28 protein-coding genes are annotated in these 26,632 nt (G+C 53.9%); 12 read left to right on the top strand and 16 right to left on the bottom strand.

What is annotated here, in order from left to right; translation table 11 throughout:
- Positions 1-8: 8 nt before the first annotated feature.
- Genes C8R31_RS11625 through petA form a run of 5 tightly spaced genes read right to left on the bottom strand, consistent with a single transcriptional unit; the run spans position 9 to position 3,674 of the window.
- Positions 9-437, bottom strand: a complete 429-nt coding sequence (locus tag C8R31_RS11625) for a ClpXP protease specificity-enhancing factor (protein ID WP_107694242.1) — start codon at positions 435-437, stop codon at positions 9-11.
- Positions 434-1,033, bottom strand: coding sequence for a glutathione S-transferase N-terminal domain-containing protein (locus tag C8R31_RS11620; protein WP_107694241.1), 600 nt, complete (start codon positions 1,031-1,033; stop codon positions 434-436). The genes C8R31_RS11625 and C8R31_RS11620 overlap by 4 nt, the downstream gene beginning before the upstream one ends.
- A gap of 54 nt (positions 1,034-1,087) precedes the next feature.
- Positions 1,088-1,825, bottom strand: a complete 738-nt coding sequence (locus tag C8R31_RS11615; RefSeq protein ID WP_107694240.1) for a cytochrome c1 — start codon at positions 1,823-1,825, stop codon at positions 1,088-1,090.
- On the bottom strand, positions 1,822-3,069 hold the full coding sequence (locus C8R31_RS11610; protein WP_107694239.1) for a cytochrome bc complex cytochrome b subunit: 1,248 nt from the start codon (positions 3,067-3,069) through the stop codon (positions 1,822-1,824). The genes C8R31_RS11615 and C8R31_RS11610 overlap by 4 nt, the downstream gene beginning before the upstream one ends.
- On the bottom strand, positions 3,069-3,674 hold the full coding sequence (petA, locus tag C8R31_RS11605; protein WP_107694238.1) for a ubiquinol-cytochrome c reductase iron-sulfur subunit: 606 nt from the start codon (positions 3,672-3,674) through the stop codon (positions 3,069-3,071). Before petA ends, C8R31_RS11610 begins: the two co-directional genes overlap by 1 nt.
- Positions 3,675-4,045: 371 nt before the next feature.
- Between petA and C8R31_RS11595 the strand changes: the two genes are divergently transcribed.
- Entirely contained in the window at positions 4,046-4,234 is a 189-nt protein-coding gene (locus C8R31_RS11595; protein ID WP_107694236.1) for a DNA gyrase inhibitor YacG, read from the top strand.
- 77 nt (positions 4,235-4,311) lie between these two features.
- Here the strand turns inward: C8R31_RS11595 and C8R31_RS11590 are convergent, their stop codons facing one another.
- Both C8R31_RS11590 and C8R31_RS11585 read right to left on the bottom strand, forming a co-directional pair.
- On the bottom strand, positions 4,312-5,265 hold the full coding sequence (locus tag C8R31_RS11590; protein WP_107694235.1) for a Nudix family hydrolase: 954 nt from the start codon (positions 5,263-5,265) through the stop codon (positions 4,312-4,314).
- Positions 5,266-5,491: 226 nt separating this feature from the next.
- Positions 5,492-6,376: an ATP-binding protein gene (locus tag C8R31_RS11585; protein WP_107694234.1), complete on the bottom strand. Its 885-nt coding sequence runs from the start codon at positions 6,374-6,376 to the stop codon at positions 5,492-5,494.
- Between the two features lie 297 nt (positions 6,377-6,673).
- Here C8R31_RS11585 and C8R31_RS11575 point away from each other — a divergent pair, with 297 nt between their 5' ends.
- A complete protein-coding gene (locus C8R31_RS11575; RefSeq protein WP_258192684.1) occupies positions 6,674-7,195 on the top strand; it encodes an EF-hand domain-containing protein in 522 nt (173 codons plus the stop codon).
- A 155-nt stretch (positions 7,196-7,350) separates the two neighbouring features.
- On the opposite strand, the gene argJ is transcribed toward C8R31_RS11575, so the two are convergent.
- The gene (gene argJ / locus C8R31_RS11570; RefSeq protein WP_107694232.1) at positions 7,351-8,583 is read right to left on the bottom strand and encodes a bifunctional glutamate N-acetyltransferase/amino-acid acetyltransferase ArgJ; all 1,233 of its coding nucleotides are present in this window, start codon (positions 8,581-8,583) and stop codon (positions 7,351-7,353) included.
- A 299-nt stretch (positions 8,584-8,882) separates the two neighbouring features.
- Between argJ and C8R31_RS11565 the strand changes: the two genes are divergently transcribed.
- Positions 8,883-9,110, top strand: a complete 228-nt coding sequence (locus tag C8R31_RS11565; protein ID WP_107694231.1) for a sulfurtransferase TusA family protein — start codon at positions 8,883-8,885, stop codon at positions 9,108-9,110.
- Positions 9,111-9,240: 130 nt separating this feature from the next.
- Here C8R31_RS11565 and C8R31_RS11560 read toward each other — a convergent pair whose 3' ends face one another.
- The 4 genes from C8R31_RS11560 to C8R31_RS11545 form a co-directional block, all read right to left on the bottom strand.
- A complete protein-coding gene (locus C8R31_RS11560) occupies positions 9,241-10,194 on the bottom strand; it encodes an ADP-ribosylglycohydrolase family protein (RefSeq protein WP_107694230.1) in 954 nt (317 codons plus the stop codon).
- A 55-nt stretch (positions 10,195-10,249) separates the two neighbouring features.
- Positions 10,250-10,447, bottom strand: a complete 198-nt coding sequence (locus C8R31_RS11555; RefSeq protein WP_107694229.1) for a Trm112 family protein — start codon at positions 10,445-10,447, stop codon at positions 10,250-10,252.
- 253 nt (positions 10,448-10,700) lie between these two features.
- On the bottom strand, positions 10,701-11,117 hold the full coding sequence (locus C8R31_RS11550; RefSeq protein ID WP_107694228.1) for a biopolymer transporter ExbD: 417 nt from the start codon (positions 11,115-11,117) through the stop codon (positions 10,701-10,703).
- A gap of 30 nt (positions 11,118-11,147) precedes the next feature.
- Positions 11,148-11,759, bottom strand: a complete 612-nt coding sequence (locus C8R31_RS11545) for a MotA/TolQ/ExbB proton channel family protein (RefSeq protein WP_107694227.1) — start codon at positions 11,757-11,759, stop codon at positions 11,148-11,150.
- Between the two features lie 296 nt (positions 11,760-12,055).
- Between C8R31_RS11545 and xseA the strand changes: the two genes are divergently transcribed.
- The 5 genes from xseA to htpX all read left to right on the top strand — a co-directional run bounded on the left by xseA (position 12,056) and on the right by htpX (position 16,743).
- Positions 12,056-13,399, top strand: a complete 1,344-nt coding sequence (gene xseA, locus C8R31_RS11540; RefSeq protein ID WP_107694226.1) for an exodeoxyribonuclease VII large subunit — start codon at positions 12,056-12,058, stop codon at positions 13,397-13,399.
- Between the two features lie 179 nt (positions 13,400-13,578).
- Entirely contained in the window at positions 13,579-13,953 is a 375-nt protein-coding gene (locus C8R31_RS11535) for a DUF423 domain-containing protein (RefSeq protein WP_107694225.1), read from the top strand.
- Positions 13,954-13,976: 23 nt separating this feature from the next.
- Positions 13,977-15,179, top strand: a complete 1,203-nt coding sequence (locus C8R31_RS11530) for a class I SAM-dependent RNA methyltransferase (RefSeq protein WP_107694365.1) — start codon at positions 13,977-13,979, stop codon at positions 15,177-15,179.
- Entirely contained in the window at positions 15,172-15,690 is a 519-nt protein-coding gene (locus tag C8R31_RS11525) for a disulfide bond formation protein B (protein ID WP_107694224.1), read from the top strand. The genes C8R31_RS11530 and C8R31_RS11525 overlap by 8 nt, the downstream gene beginning before the upstream one ends.
- Positions 15,691-15,864: 174 nt before the next feature.
- Entirely contained in the window at positions 15,865-16,743 is an 879-nt protein-coding gene (gene htpX, locus C8R31_RS11520) for a protease HtpX (RefSeq protein ID WP_107694223.1), read from the top strand.
- Positions 16,744-16,894: 151 nt separating this feature from the next.
- Here htpX and C8R31_RS11515 read toward each other — a convergent pair whose 3' ends face one another.
- Positions 16,895-17,905, bottom strand: a complete 1,011-nt coding sequence (locus C8R31_RS11515; protein WP_258192683.1) for a VacJ family lipoprotein — start codon at positions 17,903-17,905, stop codon at positions 16,895-16,897.
- Positions 17,906-18,008: 103 nt separating this feature from the next.
- Positions 18,009-19,547, bottom strand: coding sequence for a murein biosynthesis integral membrane protein MurJ (gene murJ, locus C8R31_RS11510; RefSeq protein ID WP_107694222.1), 1,539 nt, complete (start codon positions 19,545-19,547; stop codon positions 18,009-18,011).
- Positions 19,548-19,719: 172 nt separating this feature from the next.
- Between murJ and rpsT the strand changes: the two genes are divergently transcribed.
- Positions 19,720-19,983: a 30S ribosomal protein S20 gene (gene rpsT / locus C8R31_RS11505; RefSeq protein ID WP_107694363.1), complete on the top strand. Its 264-nt coding sequence runs from the start codon at positions 19,720-19,722 to the stop codon at positions 19,981-19,983.
- Positions 19,984-20,060: 77 nt separating this feature from the next.
- Here the strand turns inward: rpsT and C8R31_RS11500 are convergent, their stop codons facing one another.
- Both C8R31_RS11500 and C8R31_RS11495 read right to left on the bottom strand, forming a co-directional pair.
- Positions 20,061-20,840, bottom strand: coding sequence for a slipin family protein (locus tag C8R31_RS11500; RefSeq protein ID WP_107694221.1), 780 nt, complete (start codon positions 20,838-20,840; stop codon positions 20,061-20,063).
- A 16-nt stretch (positions 20,841-20,856) separates the two neighbouring features.
- The gene (locus C8R31_RS11495) at positions 20,857-22,251 is read right to left on the bottom strand and encodes a nodulation protein NfeD (protein ID WP_107694220.1); all 1,395 of its coding nucleotides are present in this window, start codon (positions 22,249-22,251) and stop codon (positions 20,857-20,859) included.
- Between the two features lie 116 nt (positions 22,252-22,367).
- On the opposite strand from C8R31_RS11495, the gene C8R31_RS11490 reads away from it, so the two are divergent.
- The 3 genes from C8R31_RS11490 to argF all read left to right on the top strand — a co-directional run bounded on the left by C8R31_RS11490 (position 22,368) and on the right by argF (position 26,621).
- Positions 22,368-24,347 carry an aminotransferase class I/II-fold pyridoxal phosphate-dependent enzyme gene (locus C8R31_RS11490; protein ID WP_107694219.1) on the top strand — a complete coding sequence of 660 codons (1,980 nt, stop codon included), beginning with the start codon at positions 22,368-22,370 and terminating at the stop codon, positions 24,345-24,347.
- A 97-nt stretch (positions 24,348-24,444) separates the two neighbouring features.
- Positions 24,445-25,617 (top strand): aspartate aminotransferase family protein, encoded by a 1,173-nt coding sequence (locus tag C8R31_RS11485; RefSeq protein WP_107694218.1) that lies wholly within the window; start codon positions 24,445-24,447, stop codon positions 25,615-25,617.
- 77 nt (positions 25,618-25,694) lie between these two features.
- On the top strand, positions 25,695-26,621 hold the full coding sequence (gene argF, locus C8R31_RS11480) for an ornithine carbamoyltransferase (protein ID WP_107694362.1): 927 nt from the start codon (positions 25,695-25,697) through the stop codon (positions 26,619-26,621).
- Positions 26,622-26,632 lie beyond the last annotated feature (11 nt).

Raw genomic sequence — 26,632 nt, 5'->3', positions numbered from 1 at the left:
GGCTGGAGTTACTTGACGACCTGGAAGCGCCGTTTTTTACCTGCCGCAGATGAACCTTCCTGCGGGGAGGGCTGCTGTTTTTCCGGCTCTTCAATATTGGATTCATTTTGGGCCGTGGGAGTCTCTTCCTCCGGCGGAAAAAGAATACCTTTTGACGTTTCCTTGGCAAATATTCCCTGAACCGCGCTGACCGGTATTGAAACTTCGCGCGAGACACCGCTAAACCGGGCGGAAAACTGGATCACATCATCGCCCAGGGTCAGGTGGTGCGCCGCATCATGACTCACGTTGAGTATGATTTCCCCGTTTTTTACAAACTCTTCGGGCACGCGGGTCTGCGCATCCACCTTAACTGATAGGTAAGGGGTAAAGCCGCTATCGGAGCACCATTCATAGATGGCCCGGATCAAATATGGCTTGGTGGACAGTTCTCTCATTTGCGCATCGCCTTCTCGGAAGCTGTCAGGGCATCGATAAACGCGGGCCTGCTAAACAGTCGTTCGGCAAATTTCAGCAGGGGCGCGGCCTGCTTGGGTAGTTGAACGCCATAGTGATCCAGCCTCCAGAGCAATGGCGCGATGGCGACATCGAGCATGGAAAATTCATCCCCAAGCATGTATTTCTGTTTGGCGAATACGGGCGCAATGACTGTCAGGTTATCGCGGATAGTCGTGCGCGCCTTTTCCACCGCTTTTGGATTGCCCTCCTCGACCGCATCAATATGGCAGAACAATTCCTGTTCAAAACGGTGCAGAAAGAGCCGTGCGCGGGCGCGCATGACAGGATCGGCCGGCATCAACTGCGGATGAGGAAAGCGGTCGTCAATATATTCATTGATGATATTGGACTCGTACAAAATAAGGTCGCGTTCCACCAGCACCGGCACCCGGCCATAGGGGCTCATCACGGCCAAGTCTTCCGGCCTGTTGTGCAGGTCAACATCAATAATCTGAAAATCCATTCCCTTCTCGTACAGCACAATACGGCAGCGATGGCTGAACGGGCAGGTTGTTGCTGAGTACAACGTCATCATAGATTGTTACTTTCCGGGCGTGATTGGGAGAACGTTTTTACAGATGAGAACAGTTTAATGAATATCCTTCCAATATTCACGTTTAAGCGCATAGGTCAACCCCAACATGGCGAAAAGGAAGAGCATCACAATGATTCCTACTTGCACCCGCTTTGTCGCCGCTGGTTCACCCAGGTAAACCAGGAAATTCACCAGGTCCGCCACATATTTATCGTATTCGATTTTCGAAAGCGCCCCTGGTTTGTCCAGTTTCAGTTCTTTTAGTTCATGCTTGCCGCCATGGCCATCGTCAACCATGTTTACCGCAACCGTTTGCTCTCCCTGCAATTCGTACAGCACATGCGGCATGGCAACCTTGTCAAACAGGAGATTATTCCACCCGGTAGCTGTGGAGTCATCGCGATAGAAATTGCGAAGATAGGTGTACAGCCAATCGGGTCCCCGGGACCGGGCTATGACCGACAGATCGGGCGGGGCCACGCCAAACCATTGCTTGGCTTCTTTCTTTTTCATCGCGACGGTCATAAGCTCGCCCACCTTCTGACCGGTAAAGATCAGATTATCCTTGATCTGACCCTCGGTGAGGCCAAGATCACGGAGACGGTTGTATCGCATGTATTCGGCGCTGTGGCATGTCATGCAATAGTTGACGAAGACCTGCGCGCCGCGTTGGAGGGAGATCTTATCGTTCGGCGCAAGCGGCGCGCGATCCAGTTTCAATTCCGAACTGCTGGCGAATGCGCTCAGCGGCACCAGCCACAACATACAAAAAACAACGGCAATTTTTCTCATTCTGTCACTCGCGTCGGTTCAGGCTTGGTTTTATCTATCTTGCTGTACCACGGCATAAGAATGAAGAAGGCAAAGTAAATTACCGTGAATATCTGCGCGAGCACTGTGTAAAGAGGCGTTGGCGATTTCGTGCCGAGCCAGCCAAGCACCAGGACGCTGATAACGAAAAGCGTGAGGGCGATCTTGAAATAAGGTCCCTTGTAGCGAATCGACTTAACCGGGCTGCGGTCCAGCCAGGGCAACAGGGCAAAGATGGCCACAGAACCGCCCATCAGCACGATGCCCCAGAGTTTCGCGTCTATCCAGAGGAAGTTGACCGTGACTGCCCTCAGCATCGAGTAGTACGGAGTGAAATACCATACCGGTGCGATATGGTCTGGGGTCTGCAACGTATTTGCCGGGATAAAATTGTTGTACTCGAGGAAGTAGCCGCCCATTTCGGGCATGAAAAAGATGATGCCGCAGAATACGATCAGAAATCCCACAACCCCGACAATATCCTTCACCGTGTAGTAGGGGTGAAACGGGATGCCGTCCACGGGAACATGCGTTACAGGGTCCTTGTTTTTCTTGATTTCAATACCGTCCGGGTTGTTCGAGCCGACCTCGTGCAAAGCCACGATATGGACGAACACCAGTGTCACCAGCAGGACCGGCAGCGTGACGACGTGATAGGCGAAAAAGCGATTGAGCGCCGCGTCAGACAACATGAAATCCCCCAGAATCCAGTTCGACAGGGTGTGACCGATGACCGGAATCGCGCCTATCATGCTCACGATCACCTGCGCGCCCCAGTACGACATTTGCCCCCAGGGAAGGATGTAGCCCGTAAATGCCAGCATCATCAGGATGAAGAAGATACCCATGCCGATCAGCCACAGGAGTTCGCGCGGCTTACGGTAGGAGCCGTACATCATTCCGCGGAACATGTGCAGATAGACGACGACGAAGAACATGGACGCGCCGGTGGAATGCATGTAGCGGATCAGCCAGCCGAAGTCCACATCCCGCATGATGTATTCCACCGATGCGAATGCCATGCTGGCGTCCGGCTTGTAGTTCATGGTGAGGAAAATGCCGGTGAGAAGCTGATTGACCAGCACGAGCATTGCGAGCGAGCCGAAGTAATACCAGAAATTAAAGTTCTTCGGCGCGTAGTATTCGGCAAGATGATACTTCCAGGTGGAAGTCAAAGGAAAACGCGCGTCTACCCACTCCAACATGGATTCCAGTCGCTTGCTCATTATGCGGACTCCTTGCTATCAGATCCGATCAACAGACGGTTGTCGCTTAAATACGTGTGGGGAGGAACGACAAGATTGGTGGGCGCGGGGACGTGCTTGTAGACACGGCCTGCAAGGTCGAACTTGGAGCCGTGGCAGGGGCAGAAGAAACCGCCCAGCCAGTCGGCGCCCAGGTCCGCAGGGGCGATATCCTTGCGGTATACCGGCGAACATCCCAAGTGGGTGCAGACGCCTTCGACGACCAGATATTCCGGTTTGATCGAACGCGCATCATTCTTCGCGTAGGGCGGTTGCTGAGGTTTTTCCGATTTGGGATCGGCCACCTGGCTATCAAGCTTTTTCAGAGTAGCCAGCATTTCTGGGGTACGGTTCAGCACCCATACCACCTTGCCGCGCCATTCGACCAAAAGCAGCATGCCGGGCTCAAGCTTCGTGATGTCTACCTCGACCGGCGCGCCTGCCGCCTTCGCCCTTTCACTGGGCATCATGCTCATCACGAAGGGAGTCGCCACGCCAATGCTGGCAATTCCGCCCGCAATCGAAGTGGCGGCTATGAGAAAACGCCGTCTGCTATTTATCTCTTGTTTTTTCTCAGTATCTGCCATATTTTGCAGTCCCCGTTTGTTGGTCTGGAACTGTTCTAAAAAATTTTGAAAAACTTAACCATTTTAACATAGTATGTATTGGAAAATAAAATATTCCTGCGAAAAACTTACACATAGAGCAGGATGAGGGTACAGCAGATTCAACTTTCAGATCAATGAACTGGGCACGTCTTCCCTGTTTTTCGCTCCCGTTTTCAGCAGCACAATCCGGAGTAACCTCCTCTGCGGTGGAACACGCCAAATCACCCGGAATAGCATCGCTAAATTCGGAAAAAAACAGTACTGGGACGAATAATGGCCGTTTGAACCAAAAAGGGGGTGGCAGGCGCCCGGCGCAGGTCGCGGCCATTCTGTTTTTCGAGTGAATAATTATGAAACGACCGATTGTTAATTGTCCGCAATGCGGCAAGATTATGGAGTGGGATCCCGCAAACCGTTACCGTCCATTTTGTTCCGAGCGTTGCAAGTTGATCGATCTCGGGCAGTGGGCATCGGAAGCGTATCGCATCCCGGAGGTGGAAAAAATGGAAGAAGATGAGACCGGCGAAGACGAGAAATAGCCGCCGGGACGATACGGGTCAGCGGTGAATGCCGCGCCATCGGTTCATACTGTGGCGCGTGAACAGGTCGTAACAGTTTAGCGGCCCATCGCCCTCATGATGGCTATACCGTGGGCGCCATGTTCCCATGCGGTGGTTAAATCCTCCTGGCGTAATCCGCCGAGGGCATATACCGGGATGGAGCAATCGCGGATGAGCGCGGCGAACTTTCGCCAGCCCAGCGTGGGGATGCCGGGGTGGCTCAGCGTGGGCAGTACCGGAGCAAGCACAGCAAAATCCAGTCCCAACTGCTCGGCTCGGGCAAGTTCCTCAGCGTTATGACAGGACGCGCCGCACCATTCGGAGTTGGGGCGTGTCTCAAGATTCATCAGTTGTGCCGACGAAAAGTGAACCCCATCTGCGCGGGCGTCCGGATAGAGGTTTTCATCGCTCCCACTTACGTTCACGAGCACTGTGGCATTGTAACGATGGGCAAGCGCAACTATTTCGCCGGTAAAAGCATGCAACGCTTTCTTCGTCATTGTTTTCTCTCGAACCTGCAGCAGCCGTACCCCGTCTTGCAACGCGCGCTCGACCCGGTCCAGCGTCGTTTCCGTTCCCCACTCGGCGGCATTGGTAATCGCATAAACCGCCGGTAGACGAAGTGCCTGCAGTATCGGGGCGTTGGCTGGAAGCATAGGTTCCACATTGACATTGCCCGCGGATTGCCACGACAGCTCCTGCTTCTCGCATGGCCGCGGCTCGCCATGCCACGCGACGACACGGTAAAAGCAGAGGCGTACCGTGGCATGGCTGTAGGTGAAGATACGGGTTATCCATGGATACGCCCGTTGAACATGGATCGCCAGTTCCTCCAGCAACTCCCGGTCGAGGGCATGCCTGAGCGGTTCCCCGGCATTCACCTTTCCGCCGGGAAATTCCCAGTAGCCTGCATAGGGCTTGGCCTCCGGCCGGCGGGCGAGAAGAAAACTTCCGTCTGGGCGGGTGATGACCGCGACCGCTACGTCAACAATTTTATGAGAATGAGGCATGGTGGAGTAGGGAAACAGTCATCAGATAGCGGAGATCAGCTTTCTGAGTTCGCTAAGGGAGCGTTGCTAACGCCACGCTCTTGCGCCGGTTCAACCACATTCCCCGCCGGAACGAAGTGCGAGAATGAGAAAAAACGCTTCCCTGGCGTTGAAGGCCGCGCGGAGGCAAAGGAAAAGGCAGCCCGAAAAGAAGCTCAAGCCCGCGGGCGTTTTTTTCCTCACGTCATCAACTATCCTGCCTCTCGCTGACGCTGGATTTTTGTTTTCCTGCCCAGTCGCGAGCGAACTGCCATGCGACGCGTCCACTACGCGAGCCGCGACCCAGTGCCCATTGCAGCGCGGCTGTTCTTGCCCGGAGATCCAGTTCCGGGATACCGAAATGAACAAACCACTGCTCGACAATGTTCAGGTATTGATCCTGATCGAAGGAATGAAAAGATACCCATATCCCGAAACGTTCTGATAGAGAACTTTTTTCCTCCACCGTTTCGCTGGGATGGATCTCCGCGCCGTCATGCCGGGTATCCAGATTGTCCCGCATGAATTCGGGCATCAGATGACGGCGGTTGGAAGTCGCATAGACAAGGACATTTTCGGACGCGGTAGCAATCGATCCGTCCAGCACTACCTTTAACGCTTTGTAGCCGGGCTCATCCGATTCGAATGAAAGATCATCGCAATACAGGATAAAGCGTTCAGGGCGATGGCATATCTGCGCCACGATATCGTGCAAATCAGTGAGATGATGCTTTTCCACTTCGATCAAACGCAACCCCATGGGCGCGTATTTGTTCAGCATTGCTTTCACCAGGGATGACTTTCCGGTTCCGCGTGCCCCCGTAAGCAAGACGTTATTGGCGGGATGGCCTCGCACGAACTGACGTGTGTTCTGATCCACCAGGTTTTTCTGCCTCTCGATGCCCCGCAACGCATCGAAGGTGATGTGATGAGGCTGGGTGATGGGTTCGATGAACGCCTTATCGCCGTGTTTACGCCAGCGGAATGCCAGGGCGGCCTCCCAGTTCACGTCTGGCTGAGCCAGCGTGAGGAGTCCTTCCATACGGGAAAGCAGGGTTTCAGCCCGGTGGTAGAGGTTATTCCAATTATTCATGGGCAGGGGGAGTTATTCCATATGGCATGCACTCGCCGAAGGACGCCAAACGCCCGAATTATGGCGCGTTCCGGTCCTTTTGCTATGTGTGCTATCGTACTGAACCGCTCAGCTAAACGGGCCATGATTCGCTTGTTGCGAGGCATGGACACGGAGCGATCTGGCTCCATCGTAACAAAAATTGCCAAGAAGAAGCAAAGAAATGGCCCTTGCTGGTCTCTGATGGGTTTGCGCAATCGGAGAGTATCCGCTTTCCAGTACTTCATTCAAGTTTCAACAAATTTTGGAGAAAACATCATGAAAAATATACCCACGAACAAATCAATTATTTCTCTCGCAATAGGCTCGGCTTTTGTCGCAACGCTGGGATCCGCTCCGATCGCTTCTGCGAATGAAAGCCCTTTCACCGTGCAATCGCTGGGTAAAGGCTACATGGTTGCGGAGTCTCACCAGTATGGCGAGAAGAAGGACGGGTACGGAGAGAAAAAAGATGGCTACGGCGGAAAGAAAGATCGGGAGGGCCGCTGTGGGATGTCCATGGCCGACACCGACGGTGATGGCAAGGTGAGCAGGGAAGAACATGCGCGCCATGCAGACAAGATGTTCGATATGATGGACAAAAACAAGGATGGTTATATCGACAAGGATGAAGCCAGCGCGATGAGGAAGAAGCACGGTCATGGCCATGGTCAGTCCCGCGGAAATGCGTCCGGAGATCGGTCCGGCTACGGCGAAGGGCAAGGGCCCGGATACGGCGAAGGGTATGGAACGCGGTCGGGCGATCGCCAGCTGCAACACATGAAGCCGATGGACGAATAAGCATGGTCTTCGGCTGCTACTGTGGACAGGCCTGTGGAAACAGCCTGGTTCCAGATTGAGGTTAAGGGTTTAAATGTAGGGGCCGCGCATAAATTGCGCGGCCTCAGCCTTACACTTGAGAATCGCGTTGTGTCGCCGGTGGTATGGCGCCGGCGCTAGCTTCGATAGCTGGCATTGATCTTTACATAATCATAGGATAAGTCGCACGTCCAGACGGTAGCGGAAGCATCGCCTCTGTTGAGTACAACGCGCACTGTGATTTCCGATTGCTTCATCACACGCTGTCCATCCTGTTCCCGGTAGGTCGAAGCCCTGCCGCCGTTCTCCGCAACCAGCACATCGTCGAGAAAAAGCTGCAACTCATTCACATCGAGGTTTTCAATGCCCGCATAGCCGATGGCGGCGAGGATGCGGCCGAGATTTGGATCGGATGCGAAAAAAGCCGTCTTTACGAGGGGTGAATGCGCAATGGCGTACGCGGCTTTGGAACATTCATCCGCTGAGCCTCCCCCTTCCACCTGGATGGTGATGAACTTGCTAGCGCCTTCTCCGTCCCGCACGATGGCTTGTGCAAGCTGTGCCGCAACTTCGGTTATGGCGTCTCGCAATTGTGCAAATTCAGCGCTTTCCCTATCTCTAACAGGGGAATTGCCTGCAAGGCCGGTTCCCATCAGAATAAATGCATCGTTGGTTGAAGTGTCGCCATCTACCGTGATGCGATTGAATGAGTTTTGCGTGGCATGACGGGCGATTTCCAGCAACATCGGCTGACTTAGTGCGGCGTCGGTTGCGATGTAACTCAACATTGTCGCCATGTTGGGGTGAATCATGCCTGAACCCTTGGCAATGCCAGTGATGGTGACAGGTGTATCCTTGAAAAAAATTTGCTTCGACACTGCTTTTGGTACGATATCTGTCGTCATGATTGCTTCCGCGGCAGCGAGCCAGTTGTCCTCCCTGAGGTCCGCTACGGCTGCGGGCAACCCCGCAATAATTTTCCCCAGCGGCAAGGGTTCCATGATCACGCCGGTGGAAAATGGCAGCACTTGGCGGGTATCGCAACCGAGCAACCGGGCCACCTCAGCGCAGGTGGCGCGGGCGTCCCCAATTCCCGTTTGACCGGTACCCGCGTTGGCATTGCCCGTATTTACTATTAGCGCTCTTATCGCGAATTCCGGTATGGAAAGATGTTCCCTGGCGATTACAACCGGTGCGGCGCAAAAACGGTTTTGGGTAAACATCCCCGCAACATGAGTCCCGGCTTCGAGGGCGATAACCAGCAGGTCTTTTCGGCCGGGCTTTCTGATCTCCGCCTCGGCAATGCCCAAGGTGACGCCCTTGATTGGAAACAGTTGTGCGGGTAGTGGGGGTTTAAGGTTAACTGGCATAACGATGTGCTATCGGTTCTCGACCAAAATTAGGTAATATTGTTTTTCGCGCTTGTCCTCAAGCACGAAAGAGCGCGTTATCTTAACTCATCTCCCTCGCGTTTTTTAATTTTTACCCTGAATGAATATCGATGTTCCTGTATAACGCAGCTTTTCACTCTGTCATAACATTAATAGCTCGTCAGTTTTTTCCGAATTTTTCGTAGCACAGGAATCAACCCTGTGAACTTGTGACGGCCGCTTCCTGCCCTGATAAAAGAAGGGGCGGCAAAAAATTGTAGACGGTATGGGAGAAACGCATGAATTGCGACAAAGAACTGGATGTGCGGGGCCTCAATTGTCCCTTGCCCATCCTGCGGACCAAGAAATCACTGGTGGACATGAACACCGGCCAGGTATTAAAAATAATGGCGACGGATCCCGGCGCCGTAATCGATTTCCAGGTATTTGCCGATCAGACGGGTAACGAACTGATCTCGTTGTTCGAGTTGGCTGGAGAATTTACGTTTTACATGAGGAAGAGATAGGAATATTCAACTCGCAAATCGCATGAAACCCTCCTGATAGCCCAGCGTAAAACCGCCCCGATCATTCCGTCGTCGTCCATGCTCACGAACAGCCCGGATTCGGCGGCTTATAACTTCTAAATAAAAGCGCTCAAAGCGCGGCGCATGCATCTGCCGCAGCCACAAATTTTCGGTACCGTGCCAGCCACGGCAGCGGGATCGGGCATTCGGAAGGATTCCGACTTACCGCGTCCGCCGCAACCAGCGCGCCAAGCATGATCGAACGGCCGCAATTGTCTCCCCCTGCCCGAATGTTTGACTCCACTGCGGTCCTGTAGTCAGGCGCACGCTGCGCGATATGGAAAATAAGCGGCAAACCCTCCGCGACGTGACATGCAGAGCCGAAGCGCTCTGCGGCCGCAATGCTGTCGAGCTGTGGCATGGCAAGCGCTTCTGCAAGCAGTGGCTCCAGGGGGCTTCCTGCGAATGATGACGCTTCGTTTAATGCCTGCGCCAGCGGGGTGCCGTGCAACAGCTTGAACAATGCCGCCGACGCACAGCGTGCTGCCGACACCGCCAGTGCATTATTGTTTGTCACCCGCACCGCTTCTTCGACACGAGCCATCAGCTCCTCCAGCGTTCCATCGTGCGCCGCGACGAGTGACGGGAGTGCTGCCAGGGCAGGGTGCTGATCATCGTCGGCGCCCGACGCGGCCGGAAATTCGGCCGGTTCCAATGCTGACAACGTACGCAAGGTGAGGCGGGTGGGTGAATCAATGTAACCGACGTACTCGCCGCCGGGGCCGAAGTGCGCCCGATACTCGGACTGATACGCGATGCGAGCGAAGGTGCCGTGCTTCGCCAGATGCTTCAGCATCAACAAACAGGTCTCACCATAGCTGGTACCGTCCCCAGTTGTCTTAAGACGATGGGCGAAGTAGCCCTTTACCCCGGAATAGTTATTCGCATCAGGCTGAAGGAACACCAGTCCTTTGACCGACTCAATCTCTGCAATGCGGGCGGGATCGTAGATCCAATGCAGACCGAGCGAAGCGGAATCGGCTACCAATGCACCCAGGACGGTGGCGCTATTCTGATTCTTCATTTTTCCGACTCCTTTCCATACCGGAACGACCTGATGTAATCTATCGTTTACCTAGTCAATACTTTCCATCCGCCCGGATCTCTTCCTCTGGCGGCAGCCTGCGAGCCTCGTCTTCCAACATCACCGGAATGCCATCCCTGATAGGGAAAGCCAGACGGTCCCCCTTGCAGATCAGTTCGTTTTCGGCTTTTCTATACAGCAGGGGTGCCTTGCACAACGGGCACACCAAAATATCGAGCAATTTCATATCCATAGTACGGTCCCCAGTGTAAAGGATGGGTTTAAATACGTGTCATTGGCACAGGCGTTACGTGAAACGCAAGTAACGGTTATGCACATTTTCATCGATAAAAGCTATGTTGCACCCGATATCCGGCGGATCGGGCTCCAGCTTCAGACTCCGGGGTTGCTGGCTTCCTACTCCCGAGCCGATGTTGTTCAGCTGAGCTGCTCCGCCGGCGTTGTTCCCTTGGTGCGACGAGGGACACGGTGGCTTCGCAGGTGCCTTACCTGGAATTCTGAGTCGTGAAAGTGATGTGATTGTATCCCGCCAAACGTGCTGCTTCCATCACCGTTATTACGGACTGATGTGTCGCTGCCGCGTCGGCGCCGATGACAATGACCGGGTCAGGCCGATTCCCGGCTGCCTTGCGCAGGTCCTCGCTAATCTGCTCCGCGCTGGGGGACTCCACCTGATTACGATTGATCGTATAGCTCCCGTTGGCGCTCACCGTTATGTTGATGACATTCGGGGACTCCGTCGCTTGCTGCGATGTTGCCTGAGGCAGGCTAATCTCGAGTTCCGAGAATTTCGAGTAGGTAGTGGTAATGACCAGGAATATCAGAATGACCAGCAATACATCAATCATCGGTACCAGATTGATCTCCGGTTCTTCTTTTTTCCGTCCGCGCTGAAAATTCATGGGTATTCAGTTTTCCTGCTTTACCGATCGTCAGCCCTGCCGCTCTCCGTGAACGATTTCCACCAGTTTTAGTGCCTGCAATTCCATTTCTACCACCAGCTCGTCTACCTTGGCGCGGAAATGGCGGTAAAAAATCATGCTGGGGATGGCCACCAGAATACCGAATGCCGCATTGTAGAGCGCTACGGAAATCCCATGGGCGAGTTGGGCCGGGTTGCTGTTACCAGCAGGAGAGCCTGTCCCGAAAATTTCAATCATCCCGACCAAAGTGCCAAACAGTCCCATCAGGGGGCTCAAAGACGCAATGGTGCCAAGGGTGGTGAGGTACCGTTCCAGGTCGTGAGCAACGGCACGGCCGGCTTCCTCGATTGACTCTTTCATGATCTCCCGGGTACTTTTGTCATTTCTCAAGCCCGCGGCAAAGATTTGACCCAAGGGCGAGTGTTGTTGCAGGCGTGCAAGCATTTCGGGCGTAACGCCGCTGTTGCGGTACTCCCGCACCACTTGGGGCAGAAGATCCCTCGGCGTCACCATGCTCAGCCGCAAGGCCCACAAACGTTCGCCTATAATGCCGAGAGCAACGATAGAAGCTAATATGATCGGCCAGATCGGCCACCCGGCAGCTTGAATCAACGCGAACACCGACAATCTCCCGCAGCGCACAAATCAGAGCCGTAAATGTATCTTGCCCCTGTGATTTCAGCAAGAACGGCAGGGCTTTCTTTTCCACAATTGCTGTGGATAAGTTTGTGGGTAATATGGCGGCAGGACCAATAAGTCGTCCAGCCATAAGAACTTTTTCTGATTAGATTAATTTTTAAACTTCTATATAAACATTACAAAACATGTACTTATCGATTAATCTCTGAATTCCGGCGGTTTCCCCCGGAGAATCATGCAATTTTCGTGACAGATGTGGATTATTGTAGAATGTCAAGATGAACCTGTTTCTGGAAATGGAAATCGCTCGGGCCGTCCTGAGCGTAAGCGAATTAAACCGTAGCGCCAAGGACTTGCTTGAGCGCGCATTCCCATTGTTGTGGGTCGCGGGTGAAATCTCGAACATCAAGCGCTATGGCTCCGGACATTGGTACTTTACGCTGAAGGACGCGGATGCCCAAGTGCGGTGCGTAATGTTCCGGGAAAAAAACCAGTACCTGGACTGGCAGCCCACAGATGGCATGCGAGTGGAGGTGCGAGCGCTCGTGACGTTATACTATGCTCGCGGCGATTTTCAGTTGAACGTCGAGACCATTCGTCGCGCCGGACTCGGCGCGCTGTTCGAAGCTTTCGAACAGCTGAAGGCCAGGCTTGGCAAGGAAGGACTGTTCGACTCCGAGCGCAAGAAGCCTTTGCCCCCGTGCCCCAAGCAGATTGGAATCATTACGTCTCCAGCGGCTGCTGCGCTGCACGACGTGCTTTCGACCCTGCGGCGTCGGATGCCGTCGGTGCCGGTGATCATATACCCCGCACCGGTCCAGGGCGCGGGCGCTCCCGCAAAAATCGCCGCAGCTATTGAAAAGGCGGAAAACCGGGCTGACTGCGACGTGCTCATTCTATGCCGTGGCGGTGGCAGTATCGAGGATTTATGGGCGTTTAATGAGGAGGTTGTGGCCCGGGCGATTGCCGCCTGTTCCATTCCCATTATTAGCGGTGTGGGGCACGAGACCGATTTTACCATTGCCGATTTCGTGGCCGATGTTCGCGCTCCCACCCCAACGGGAGCCTCGCAACTGGTCTGTCCCGATCGGGAAGAGTTGGCCCGGCAGGTTGGAACCCTGGGCGCTCGCATTCATCGCGCTGTGCAACGCAGTCTTGAAAGCCGCATGCAGAGTGCTGATATGCTCGGCTGCCGACTGGAGCACCCCGGTAAGCGGATCGATGGCCAGCTTGCGCACTTGCAGCGTGTGCGCGAGCGGCTGGCGGGCTCATGGATGCGCAGGACCGAAAGCAGCTACTGGCGTTTACGCGAGCTTAGCCAGCGGATAACGATGGCCCGCCCGGATGTTTCCCTGATGACCGAACGCCAGCGTGAACTTCAGTTGCGCTTGCGCCGGGCCACGAGTGTTCGCCTGGATACACTCATGGTGGGTTTGCAGCGTCAGCGTGCGCATCTTGCTCATCTGAATCCCGAGTCGGTTCTTGAGCGCGGTTACAGTATCGCTTATGACGCTGACGGTGGCGTATTGCGAAGTAGCGACCAGATTGAGGTCGGCGATAAAATAAGGGTAGCGTTCTCGAAAGGGTGGAGCAGAGCGCGCGTGACAGAGAAGGGCAGCTAGGGAAACCGTAACTGCTGATCACTGGTGGACATTTAGGCCTCGCTGATGCAGACTTGAATGTGTCAGAGGTCGTGCATGTTCCGGGATGTCCAGTTTGCTGTTTTCCCCCATATCCCTGAAGTCCCTGATATCCCGGCGACTCATTCTTTTACTCCTCTCATCATGAAACGTAACTCCTCATGTCAAGAATCTTTTTATCGCTAGGTGCTATTAACGCTTTTATTTGCGTGGGTTTGGGCGCTTTCGGCGCGCATGGCCTGAAGCAAAGGCTTTCCGTCGACATGCTTGCCGTGTATCAAACAGGGGTGCAGTATCATTTCTATCACGCACTGGGTCTTATTGCGGTGGGACTCATACTGTTCCACTATCCCGGGTCCAGACCCGTGGCTATATCCGGATGGCTGATGCTTGCCGGAATCATCCTGTTTTCCGTAAGCCTCTACGCGTTGAGCCTCACCGGGTTGCGCGGGCTCGGTGTCATTACGCCGTTTGGCGGCCTCGCGTTTCTCAGCGCATGGGCGATGCTCGCTTATGGCGTGCAGGCCTCGAAATAGGGCACCGTAGCTTTGGCCTCCTTGTGACGCTTTATAATTTTTTCGCTCCTTGTCCGCGTGGGCTGGAGCCCGCGCTCATTACTGAGTTGGAGAAGCTTGGCGGCTCATCTGTCCTCGGGCGCGACGGCGGAGTGCAGTTCCAGGGAGATTGGCTGACCTGTTACCGCGCTAATCTCCAAAGCAGGATAGCCAGCCGCATTTTGTGGCAGGTCGCGAATGAGCCTTATGCCACTGAAGCGGACGTGTATGCCGCAGCCCGGGCATTGCCGTGGAGCCAGTGGTTTAGTCAGTCTCTCACGATCCGGGTCAAGGTGGCGGCGATAAGATGCCCCTTACGTAGCCTCGACTTTGTTACTCTCAAGATCAAGGATGCGGTTTGCGACAAATTTCGAGAAACGACCGGAGGGCGTCCGAACGTAGACACGGTGCAGCCGGACATGCGGATCCACGGCTTCCTTGATGCCCGGCGATTCTCGTTGTATCTCGACACGTCCGGTGACGCACTGTTCAAGCGCGGTAACAGAAAAAATACCGTCGCGGCTCCGATACGGGAGAACCTTGCGGCGGGAATCCTGCATCTGACGGGTTGGAAGCCGGGCGTTCCGCTGCTTGACCCGATGTGCGGCAGCGGCACATTTCTACTCGAGGCGGTCCAGGTCGCGCTGAACATTGCGCCAGGATCGGGACGGCGTTTTGCATTTGAAAAGCTGAAGAATTTTGATGCCCAGCAATGGAAGCAGCTTAAGGAGGAAGCCCTGGCCCGGCAAAGGCCACTATTGCGCCAGCCGATATTCGGCAGTGATCTGTATGGCGATATCCTGGCCGCCGCGCGGGCGAATTTAGCTGATGCGGGATTTTCGGAGGCAGTTTCGCTCAAGCAGGCAAACGTGCTGGAAATGGCGGCTCCCGCGGCCGCTGGGTTCCTTATTACCAACCCGCCGTATGGGGTGCGCATAGGCGAGCAGCAGCAGCTTGCAGAGTTTTACCCTCGGCTGGGGGATGCGCTGAAGAAGAAATTCAGCGGCTGGAGCGCATATATCCTTACCGCCGACCCGCTTCTGCCAAAATTAATCCGGTTAACAGCCTCACGGCGAATCCCTTTGTTCAATGGCGCGCTGGAATGCCGCTTGCTGGAATACAAGATGGTTGCTGGCGGGATGCGCAGGGTCAAAAATCCCCCGGCCTCGCCGGCCGCTACCCCTGGTCTTGAGGTCAACGATGGATAGTTACCGTCGAACAAACAGGGCGGGAAGAGGGATATTTTTTCTGGTATTTCTGGGTTGTATTGGCCTGATCGGTTACGCCCTCTATCTACAGTTGATAAAAAATCTGCTGCCTTGCCCGCTTTGTGTAGCTCAACGCATTGCATACTGGCTGGTCGGCGTGACAGCGCTGTTGGCTTTTTTCCACTCGCCCGGAGCAACGGGTAGCCGAATCTACCACGGTCTGTTGGCGCTCTTTGCTTTCGGTGGAGCAACTGTCGCGTTGCGTCAAGCCTGGCTGATACGCTATCCGGAGGCCTTCGAATGCGGTATCAGCCCGGAGGAAAGATTTTTGAATGCATTGCCGCTTGCCCGCTGGTGGCCAAGCATGTTTGAAGCAAACGGGGATTGCGCCGATGTGACCTGGAAGTTCGCTTCGCTTACTCTTCCGGATTGGTCGGCTATTTTTTTCATCATTTTTGGCGGGTTGGCTTTATATGGTGTCTTTTCAGCCAGGCGCCGTCGCCGCTGGTGAAGCTGATCAACAGTGGGCGGAGTTCTCCTTCTCAAATTCTTGCCTCTTTGAAAAAACGGAGGTTGCGACAATTAGCTTCAGTTTCTTCATCGATTGATACCGCCGCCTTCTTGAAAACTGTACTTGAATCCCTATATATGAGCCATCCTTCTCATCAGTAACAGGAACGCATCTATGAAACGAATTTTTCTCTTTGTTGTTACGAACCTGGCCATTCTCCTGGTCCTGAGTATTACCCTGCGCCTATTGGGCGTAGACCGCATGCTGGACGCGCAGGGCGGGATAGACTTTAACTCGCTGCTGATTATGGCGGCTGTGATAGGGTTTGGGGGTTCGCTGATTTCTCTCGCCATGTCCAAGTGGACTGCGAAACGCATGACTGGCGCGGTAGTGATCGAGCAACCATCCGATCCGACCGAACGCTGGCTGGTGGAAACTGTCCGGCGACAGGCCGAGCTTGCCGGTATTGGAATGCCTGAAGTGGCAATTTATGACGCGCCCGATGTGAATGCCTTTGCGACCGGCATGAACCGTAACGATGCGTTGGTGGCAGTGAGCACGGGCCTGCTTCAGAACATGCGCAAAGATGAAATCGAAGGTGTGCTGGCGCATGAGATTAGCCATGTTGCCAACGGCGATATGGTGACGCTCGCGTTGATTCAGGGGGTGGTTAACACGTTCGTGATTTTTCTTTCCCGAATAATCGGACATTTTGTGGATAGGGTGGTATTCAAAACTGAACGGGACTATGGCCCCGCTTTCATGATTACAAGCCTTGTGGCCCAAATGGTACTGGGGATACTGGCGAGTATGATCGTCATGTGGTTCAGCCGCCACCGCGAATTTCGAGCGGACGCTGGCGGCGCGCAGTTGGCCGGCCGGAATAAGATGATTGCTGCGCTGGAGCGACTGAAACAACGGCACGAGCCATCGCAACTGCCGGAAAGGCTGGCGGCATTCGGGATTTCTGGAGGAGAAGGCCGCTTTAAAGCCTTGTTCATGTCGCATCCTCCGCTTGAGGAGCGGATTGCGGCGTTGCGGGCGGTGGCCTGATTCTGATCCGTAAAAGGTATTAAAGAAGATATTTAAATTAAAAGAGGCGGGGGCATGTAATGCCCCCGCCTCTTTTGTTTTTTCTTATTCGCTTCGCTCTTTTCGAATGAGCTTGTCCTGGCCTCATTCAGACATGGCGCAATGCTTCGACTTATTCGGTATCTTCGTCTTCTTTTCTCTTCGGCGGGTTGCCGTCGTGTACCAGATTCCGCCTCCGCTGGAGATATGCTTCACGGATGAATTCATATTTATCCAGCGCTGCTTCATCTACCGTTTTTTCCGATTTAAGCAGGCCTGCCCGGGTATCAGCAGCGCGGGTGGATCCAACTATGGGCCCGATGAACGGCGCGACGAAGAAGCTGCCCACAAAAACAGGATCGGTCGCTATATCAAGCACACGACCTCCTGCGTCTCGCGTTGAACTGGGGCCAAGGAAAGGAAGAACGATGTAAGGCCCGCTTGCGACTCCGTGGTACCCGAGGGTTTGGCCGAAGTCTTCATCATGTTTCTCCAAGCCAATGCCGGTGGCCACGTCGGCCACGCCGGCCAAGCCCAAGGTACTGTTGACTATGACGCGCATGCTGCTCGTAAGCGCGTTATTGAACTTCAACTGTAGAAGATTGTTGAGCGTGACCGGGATATCATTCAAATTGGAAAAAACGTTTCCCACCGCTATTTGAAGGGGATCAGGCATCACCCATCTATAGCCGTTGGCGAGCGGTCGGAAGACGTAATCGTCAACCTTCTCATTAAAGCCGAAAACCTTGCGATTTACCGGCTCCCATGGGTCTTCTTTACTGCGAAAAGTTGCGGGATCCGCGGGCGCGGCATTCTTGAAGACCGGTCCGTCGAACGATTCCGACGCATCTTTCCGATTGTTGTCAGCCTTTACGCCTGTGCTGGCGGGAGCACTGGTCGTCGCGGGACTATTCGAAACGGAGGAAGCACTTGTCGTCGCGGGAGTAGTCGTAACGGCAGCAGCACTGGTCGCGGCGAGGAGAGTGGCGCTCGTGGAGTCGCTGGTACTCGCATTGGCGGGAATGCTCGTGCTAGCCGAAGTGTTCGTATCGGCCGTCGCGCTCTTATTGGTGGTAGCGCAGCCATTGAGGAAAAACCCCAAGAGTAACGATAATAGAATAGAAGGTTTGACGGTACGGGTCATATTCGAATTGATCAAAATTTGCGGTTAGGGGGAGCAAACGGCGACATTATATTGGCTAATTCACGTGCGGAATACATTTTTTTTCACGCTCGAAGAACACTGCTCAGGTTGTTCCGCGTCTGGCAAAATCCTTCAAACGGAAACCGAGCAGCCACAGCATGAGGAAATAGCTTATTCCTCCCGTTGCCACCACGGCTCCGAGCCGTAGCACACGGTCCGACGTCGCGCCTGCCAGCCATGAAGCTTCGGTACCTGAGCCAAACCAGAGTACCGCACCCATCGTCGCCAGCGCCAGCGCTATCTTTGCCATAAAAATGGCCCACCCCGGCTGTGGCTGGAATATTTGATGGCTGCGAAGTTTATAGTAGAGCATTCCTGCATTAAGGCACGCACCTAAACCGATGGCCAGCGCCAGCCCTGCGTGCTGCAGCGGTATGATGAACGCGAGGTTCATCAGTTGTGTCGCGGTGAGCGTTATAACGGCGATTTTTACCGGAGTCTTAATATTCTGCCGCGCATAAAATCCTGGAGCCAGCACTTTCACCAGGATAAGCCCCAGCAGCCCCACACTGTAGGCAATCAACGCATTCCGCGTCATCCACACGTCGTTGGCGGAAAACTGGCCATGATAAAACAGTGTGCTGATAAGCGGCGTGGCAAGTATCGCCAACGCCAGCGCCGCCGGCAGCGTTAACAGCATGGTGAGGCGCAAGCCCCAATCCAGCAGCCGCGAATATTCAGTGGTGCTGTTGGTCGCATAATACCGCGACAGCGACGGCAGCAATATGGTCCCCAGCGCAGCCCCCAGCAGCCCGGCGGGAAATTCCATCAGGCGATCAGCGTAGTAAAGCCAGGATACACTGCCGGTGATAAGAAACGAGGCAAATATCGTATTGATTAGTAGGCTAATTTGGCCGATCGATACCCCGAACACTGCGGGACCCATTTGCCTGATCACGCGCCATGCACCGGTGTCGGGAGACCTGAGGCGCGGCCTCGGCAGTAATCGGATGCGCATAAGAAACGGCACCTGGAAAGCTAGTTGGAGCACGCCGCCGATTAACACAGCCCATGCGAGCGCCATTACCGGTGGGTCTATCATGGGTGCGAGCCAAATCGCGCAAGCGATGAATGAGAGATTCAGCAATGCCGGCGTTAACGCCGGCACCGAAAATTTGCCGAACGTATTGAGGACCCCTCCCGCGAGTGATACGAGCGAGATGAACAGGATGTAAGGAAAGGTAATACGCAATAGTTCGATCGTCAGCGCAAATTTTTCAGGGGTCGCGGCAAACCCTGGCGCGCTCACATATATTATCCACGGGGCAGCAATTACGCCCAGGAGCGTAACCAAAAAAAGGACGATAAATAGCAGTGTGGCAACGTGGTTGACCAGCTCTTGCGTCTCACCGAATGAGCGGCGATTGTTGTATTCAGCGAATATCGGCACGAATGCCTGTGCGAACGCACCTTCCGCAAACAATCTTCGCAGCAGGTTGGGTATGCGAAAGGCGACAAAAAACGCATCGGTTTCGACGCCGGCCCCGAAGATACGGGCAATAAGTACGTCTCGTACGAACCCGAGGACACGCGAAATCAGCGTCATCCCGCTGACGGTAGCGAGGGCTTTTAGCAAATTCATGGAGGGGTATGTTAACCTGAATAGTACGGTCCATTTGTCCCGGGTAGAAAATTCAGGCGACTATCGCGCGAGCGAGCTGCAGAATGGCACGCCTTCCTGTTTTTCCTTGCAATATGCCGGAAACGTCCGTATCATTTCGCAATTTTCAGCACCAGATAATTCAGGAATTTTCATGGCTAATAGTGCACAAGCGAGAAAGCGTGCCAGACAGAACGTCGCTCAGCGCGACCGTAACATGAGCCTGCGCTCGCAATTGCGCACCGCGATCAAGCACGTAAGAAAAGCGCTCAGTTCTAGCGACAAATCCAATGCGCAGACTGTGTTCCAGGAGTCCGTCGCTATGATCGATTCAATTGCTGATAAGGGCATCATCCATAAGAATAAGGCTTCGCGCCATAAAAGCCGCTTGTCCGCCGCCATCAGGACGATGGCCTGAGCAGTAAGTTTTCAATAAAAAGCCCGGGCGTTCCCCGGGCTTTTTTATTTTCCTGATTTCTTCAGATTCGGGTTCGCTCACGGTACATTTCCGGAGGGCTCGAGACGGTCTTTCTTGAAGACCTCTGTTAGTGGGGATACCAGGTCCATGGGTATTGGAAAAACGATGGTATTGGATTTATCACTGGCGATATTAGTGAGGGTCTGCAGATAGCGAAGCTGCATGGCACCGGTGTGCTGTGATAGGATTTCTGCCGCTTTCGTTAATTTCTCGGATGCCTGAAGTTCGCCTTCGGCATGTATTACCTTTGCACGCCGCTCGCGCTCGGCCTCAGCTTGGCGGGCAATGGCCCTTATCATCGATTCATCGATATCCACGTGCTTGATCTCGACATTGGCGACTTTGATGCCCCAAGCATCGGTTTGAATATCCAGCACCTTCTGAATGTCCATGTTAAGTTTTTCCCGTTCAGCCAGCATCTCGTCAAGCTCATGCTTTCCAAGTACAGAGCGTAGCGTGGTCTGTGCGAACTGACTGGTCGCGGCAAGAAAATTTTCTACCTGGATAATGGATTTTTGCGGGTCAACAACGCGAAAATATACGACGGCGCTGACTTTCACCGAAACATTGTCGCGTGAGATAACGTCTTGGCTGGGTACATCCATAACCACGGTACGCAGATCAACTCGGACCATCTTCTGGATACCAGGGATAATGACGATGAGTCCAGGACCTTTTACCTTGTAGAAGCGACCCAGCAGGAACACGACACCTCGCTCATATTCGCGCAATATCCGGAACGTTGTTAACAGTGCCACAAGGAGGATAATGACAACAGAGCCGAAAGTGGTGAACATGATTGTCTCCTTTGGGTTATTTCTCTGCCGAAGTTACGATTAAAACCAATCCCTCCATTCCCACTACGCGTACCTTCTGCCCTCGGAAAAGACGCTGCGCAGAACGGGCGCTCCAGAGCTCACCATGAACACGAATCATGCCCTCGTCCAGGATATCCTCCAGAATTTCTCCTTCCGCTCCAATCAATTCCTCCCTGCCGCTGACAATCGGGCGCCGCCGTGCCCTGAGTGCCATGCCAACGACAAAAACCAGGAATAGCACACTGACCATGGCTACCAAGGCAATCAGGAGCCAAGGAATGCCGTAGCCGGGCATATCACTGTCGATCAGCATTAAGGAGCCCACGACGAAGGCAACAATTCCGCCGATCCCGAGCGTACCGAAGCTTGGCAGAAAGGCCTCCGCCACCATGAACGCGATGCCTAGCAGGATTAAGGCAAGACCGGCGTAACTTACCGGCAACAACTGAAACGCATACATGGCGATCAGAAGACAGATGCCGCCCGCGACCCCGGGCAATACAAAGCCGGGATTGGAAAATTCGAAAAATAATCCGTAAATGCCTATAAGCATCAGCACATAGGCCACACTCGGGTCGGTGATTATCGCCAGGAACCGTGTGCGCCAGTCGGGTTCTACTACGCGCACCTCGGCAGACGCTGTATCAAGAATAATCTTTTCTCCACGTATGTCCACTCGCCTGCCATGCACCTGTTTCAATAGATCTGCCACATCAGTGGCTACATAATCGATGACTTTAAGTTTTAGCGCGTCGGCCGCCGATAGGCTTACAGCTTCTTTCACTGCCAGTTCCGCCCACTCCGCGTTCCGATCGCGCATTTGTGCAAGGGCGCGAATATATGCTGCCGCATCATGTATTGCTTTGCGCGAGATTGCACTATTTGCAGGAGTTTTCTCATCTTTCGATATTTTTCTGTCGCTGCTGTTGTTCGATGGCGTTTCAGCCGGTCGCGGTGCAGATTTTGGCTTGGTCTCGGGCTCAGGCTGGGATTCCGGCATACCTCCAATCTGTATTGGTGTGGCAGCGCCCAGATTTGTGCCCGGCGCCATCGCCGCGATGTGGCTGGCATACAGGATATATGTTCCGGCACTGGCAGCCCGAGCTCCGCTGGGTGCCACAAAAACCGCTACGGGCACGGGCGACGCAAGAATGGCGCGTATAATCTGCCGCATTGAGGTGTCTAGTCCACCGGGCGTGTCCAGTTGCATTACGACTAGGGGTGCACCTTCAACCGTGGCATGCTGCATACCCCGCTCGATAAAGTCAGCGCTCGCAGGAGCAATAGGACCGCTCACGGTCAGTACTACGACAGGTGCAGCAAGAACCGACACCGGTAGCAGAAGTATTGCTGCCAGGCTGTGCCGCAAAAAACCGGTTACCCGTTTCATGTCTCAAATATAGACGGTTTTAGCCTCGATTGCGTTCGGTGGAACAGGGTCTTTCGCTGTTGCAATCAGGATTGTTTTAGCGCATAAAGCGCCTTCCATCGTAAAAGCACTATTTCATGAGAAAACCAATAAGCCGAATACTGATCATCAATGATGAAAAGCTGATATTGAAGGAACTGATCCGGGGGTTGAATGCTGCCGCGAAATCTCTGGAGAACCCCTTAGGTATCAGTTTTGCGGGCGTCACTACGGCGCGGGAGGCGCTGCAGGCCATCCAGGACGACGGCGACATTCAGTCGGTGCTGGTGGATGACACGCTCTACACCCTGAAAAACGGCGAGAAGGGTTCCCGCAATCTGCAGATGACTGCACTAAAGCTGGTGCAGGAGATCACTCGTTTTCGTCCCGAACTGGATATTTACATATTAATTGCTCAGGAAAATGAAGACGAAGTGGTGGACGCGCTCTTTTCTGAAACCGTGGATGGCTATTTCTATCGCGAAGAGCGCGATTATCGCGGTATTTACCGCATCCTCAACGCCCAGCTTCAGGAAAAAGCACGCACGCCATTTTATGATCAGCTCAAAAACTACGTATTGATGGCAAAGGATGCCTGGCACACACCGGGACATTCGTCGGGGGATTCGCTGCGTGACAGTCCTTGGGCGAGCGATTTTTACCAGTTCATCGGTGAGCATATATTCAGGGCTGACCTGTCGGTCTCGGTGCCAATGCTCGACTCCCTGATGGAACCTTCAGGCGTAATTGCCGAAGCCCAAAAGATTGCAGCTAAGGCATTCGGGGCGCGCCGCACCTTTTTCGCCACTAACGGCACCTCGACGGCGAACAAGGTCATTTTTCAGACACTGCTCGCACCGGGCGAGAAGCTGCTGCTGGATCGCAACTGCCATAAATCGGTGCATCACGGCGTGGTGCTATCCGGTGCGCATCCAATCTATCTCGACTCGTCGGTCAACAAAAAATACGGCGTTTACGGCCCGGTGCCGAAAAAAACGGTGCTACGCGCCATCGAGGAAAATCCGGACGCGCAGGCACTCATACTCACCAGTTGCACATACGACGGCTTGCGTTATGATCTTCCTCCCATCATTGAGGCGGCGCATGCAAAAGGCATCAAGGTTATTATCGATGAAGCCTGGTACGGCTTCGCCCGCTTTCACCCGGCCTTTCGCCCCACTGCGCTCGAGGCGGGCGCCGATTACGCTACCCAAAGCACGCATAAAGTACTGTCGGCTTTTTCGCAGTCGAGCATGATTCATGTGAATGACCCTGACTTCAACGAACATCTGTTTCGTGAGAATTTCAACATGCATACGTCGACGAGCCCCCAGTACAGCATGATCGCCAGCCTCGATGTCGCCCGTAAACAGGCAATGCTGGAAGGGTACAAACTTCTGTCGCGCACGCTGGAACTGGCAAAGGAAGTCCGTGAGCAGATTAATTCCACTGGGGTATTTCGCGTGCTGGAGCTTGCTGATCTGCTGCCGGACGAAGTAAAGCAGGACAATATCCAGCTTGATTCCACCAAGGTTACTGTGGACATCTCCCGCTGCGGCTTTACCATAGAAGATCTGATTCGTGAATTGTTCGAGCGCTATAACATTCAGGTAGAGAAATCCACTTTCAATACGCTTACGCTGCTTCTTACCATCGGCACCACCCGCAGCAAGGTTTCGCGTCTTTATGATGCATTGATGCGCATCGCGCGCGAAGGCCGAGCCCCCCGGCGCCTCTATCAGATTCCGCAGATCCCGGGCTTTACTGATCTCAAGTATCTTCCGCGCGATGCTTTCTATTGTGGGGGCGAACAGATGCCGCTGCTGGACGAACAGGAGCGGATAAACAATGAGCTGAATGGCAGGGTTTGCGCGGATCAGATCACGCCGTATCCACCGGGTATTCCTGTACTGGTGCCCGGACAGAGCATTACGAGCGAGGTCGTGCAATATCTCGTAAGCATGTTGCGTTCGCAAAAGCGCGTCGAAGTACATGGCATTGTTTATGACGGCTACCTGCCATGCTTGCGACTACTGACTGCCGCTGAGGAAAAAGGCTTGAAAAAGCTGGTTAAATAAGTAAATATACCAGAGTTTACAACACAACCATTCATCGGCGCACGGCGGCTTATGCCGCCGTGTCCCTTTCTGACCCTGGCTAACAAGGGTAATCCTTATGTCCAATGTAATGAACACCTACCTGCGTCTCCCCGTTACTTTTGCCAAAGGCGAAGGCGTTTGGCTCTGGGACCAAGAGGGTAAGCGTTATCTCGACGCGCTGGCGGGTGTTGCCGTGTGCGGGCTCGGGCATTGTCACCCAAAACTTGTTAAGGCCATTTCCAGCCAAGCAGGCACGCTCATCCATACTTCCAACCTTTACCATATTGCGAAGCAGGAACAGTTAGCGAGCAGGCTCGCCCAATTGTCGGGCATGGATAACGCGTTTTTCTGTAATTCGGGAGCGGAAGCGAATGAAGCCGCTATTAAGCTGGCCCGGCTGTACGGACATGGCAAAAATATAGATTTGCCGACAATTATCGTGATGGAGAGATCCTTTCATGGTCGCACCATGGCGACCTTGACTGCCAGTGGAAACCGCAAAGTACAAGCGGGTTTCGAACCGCTTCTCACCGGGTTCGCGCGCGTTCCCTACAACGATCTGGAAGCAGTGTCGCAAGTGGCGGTTCACAACAAGAATGTTGTGGCGATTCTGGTCGAACCTTATCAGGGAGAAGGCGGGGTCAACGTCCCGCAAGCAAACTATCTGCAAGGTTTGCGCCATCTCTGCGATCAAAACGGTTGGTTGCTGATGCTGGATGAGGTGCAATGCGGAATCGGCCGTAGCGGCAAATGGTTTGCCTTTCAACACAGCGATATAGCGCCGGACGTGGTTACGCTTGCCAAAGGGTTAGGTTCCGGGATGCCTATAGGCGCCTGTCTGGCGAAAGGTACGGCGGCGGGCGTGTTCAAACCAGGCAATCATGCTTCTACTTTTGGCGGCAATCCACTCGCTTGTGCTGCCGCACTCACCACGCTTGAAGTGATCGAGGAAGAGCAGTTGCTCGAAAATGCGTTGTTAATGGGCGATTACATGCGAGCCATGCTTAAAGCACAACTGACGGGCCTTGCAGAGATCAGGGAAATTCGTGGGCAAGGGTTGATGATTGGCATTGAGCTTTCCAGACCGTGCGTCGAACTCGTCAAAGACGCATTGGAAAAAGGCCTCCTCATTAATGTGACTTCCGACAAGGTCGTGCGTCTGTTGCCACCGCTGGTGATTCAAAGGGCAGAAGCGGAACTGGTGGTAAGTACTTTATCGGGTATCGTGAAGGAGTTTTTGATGACTTGACTGACTCTCAGTCGGAAAACGTGAACCGTAAAGATGTCACGTTTTCGAGTTTTGATCCAATCCATGGCCAAGGCGTTATGCAGATCAAGCACTTTTTGCAGTTCAACGATTTTTCCCGAGAGGAATACGAATATCTGTTTGAGCGAACGCGCTGGATCAAGCATGAGTTCAAGCAATACCACCGCTATTGGCCTCTGGAGGATCGTACGCTTGCGATGATTTTTGACAAGCACTCGACCCGCACCCGGTTATCGTTTGAAGCAGGCATGCACCAGCTGGGCGGCGCCGCCATCTATCTTTCCACCCGCGACACTCAACTTGGACGAGGCGAGCCTGTGGAAGATGCGGCGCGCGTTATTTCCCGCATGGTGGACATCGTGATGATCCGCACTTATGAGCACGAGATCATCAGGCGTTTTGCCACTCATTCCAGGGTTCCCGTGATCAATGGACTAACCGACGAATATCACCCATGCCAGATCATGGGAGATATTTTTACCTTCATTGAGCAACGTGGGCGTATTTCAGGCAAGACCGTGGCGTGGATCGGAGATTCAAATAACGTCTGCAACACCTGGCTTCAGGCGGCAGAAGTCTTCGATTTCAATGTGCACGTGTCGACCCCTCCGGGTTACGAAGTTGAACCGGAACGCGCCGGACTTTACGGCACGAGCCACTACGAGGAATTCGCTGATCCGCACGATGCCGTGAAGGACGCCGACCTGGTGACAACCGACGTCTGGACGAGCATGGGGTTTGAAGCGGAAACCGAGGAGCGGAAAAAAGATTTTGCCAATTTCCGGGTAGACGCGGAAATGATGTCCTGTGCCAAGCAGGATACATTGTTCATGCACTGCCTTCCGGCGCATCGCGGCGAAGAGGTTGCGGCTGAGGTGATCGATGGTCCGCAATCAGTCGTATGGGAAGAAGCGGAGAACCGGCTGCATACACAAAAGGCATTAATCGAATATTTATTGTTGGGAAGATTGAAGGAACACGAATAGCGCGGAGTTAT

Source organism: Nitrosospira sp. Nsp2 (assembly GCF_003050965.1).
Lineage (GTDB): Bacteria > Pseudomonadota > Gammaproteobacteria > Burkholderiales > Nitrosomonadaceae > Nitrosospira.
This window is presented reverse-complemented; position numbering and strand designations above follow the sequence as displayed.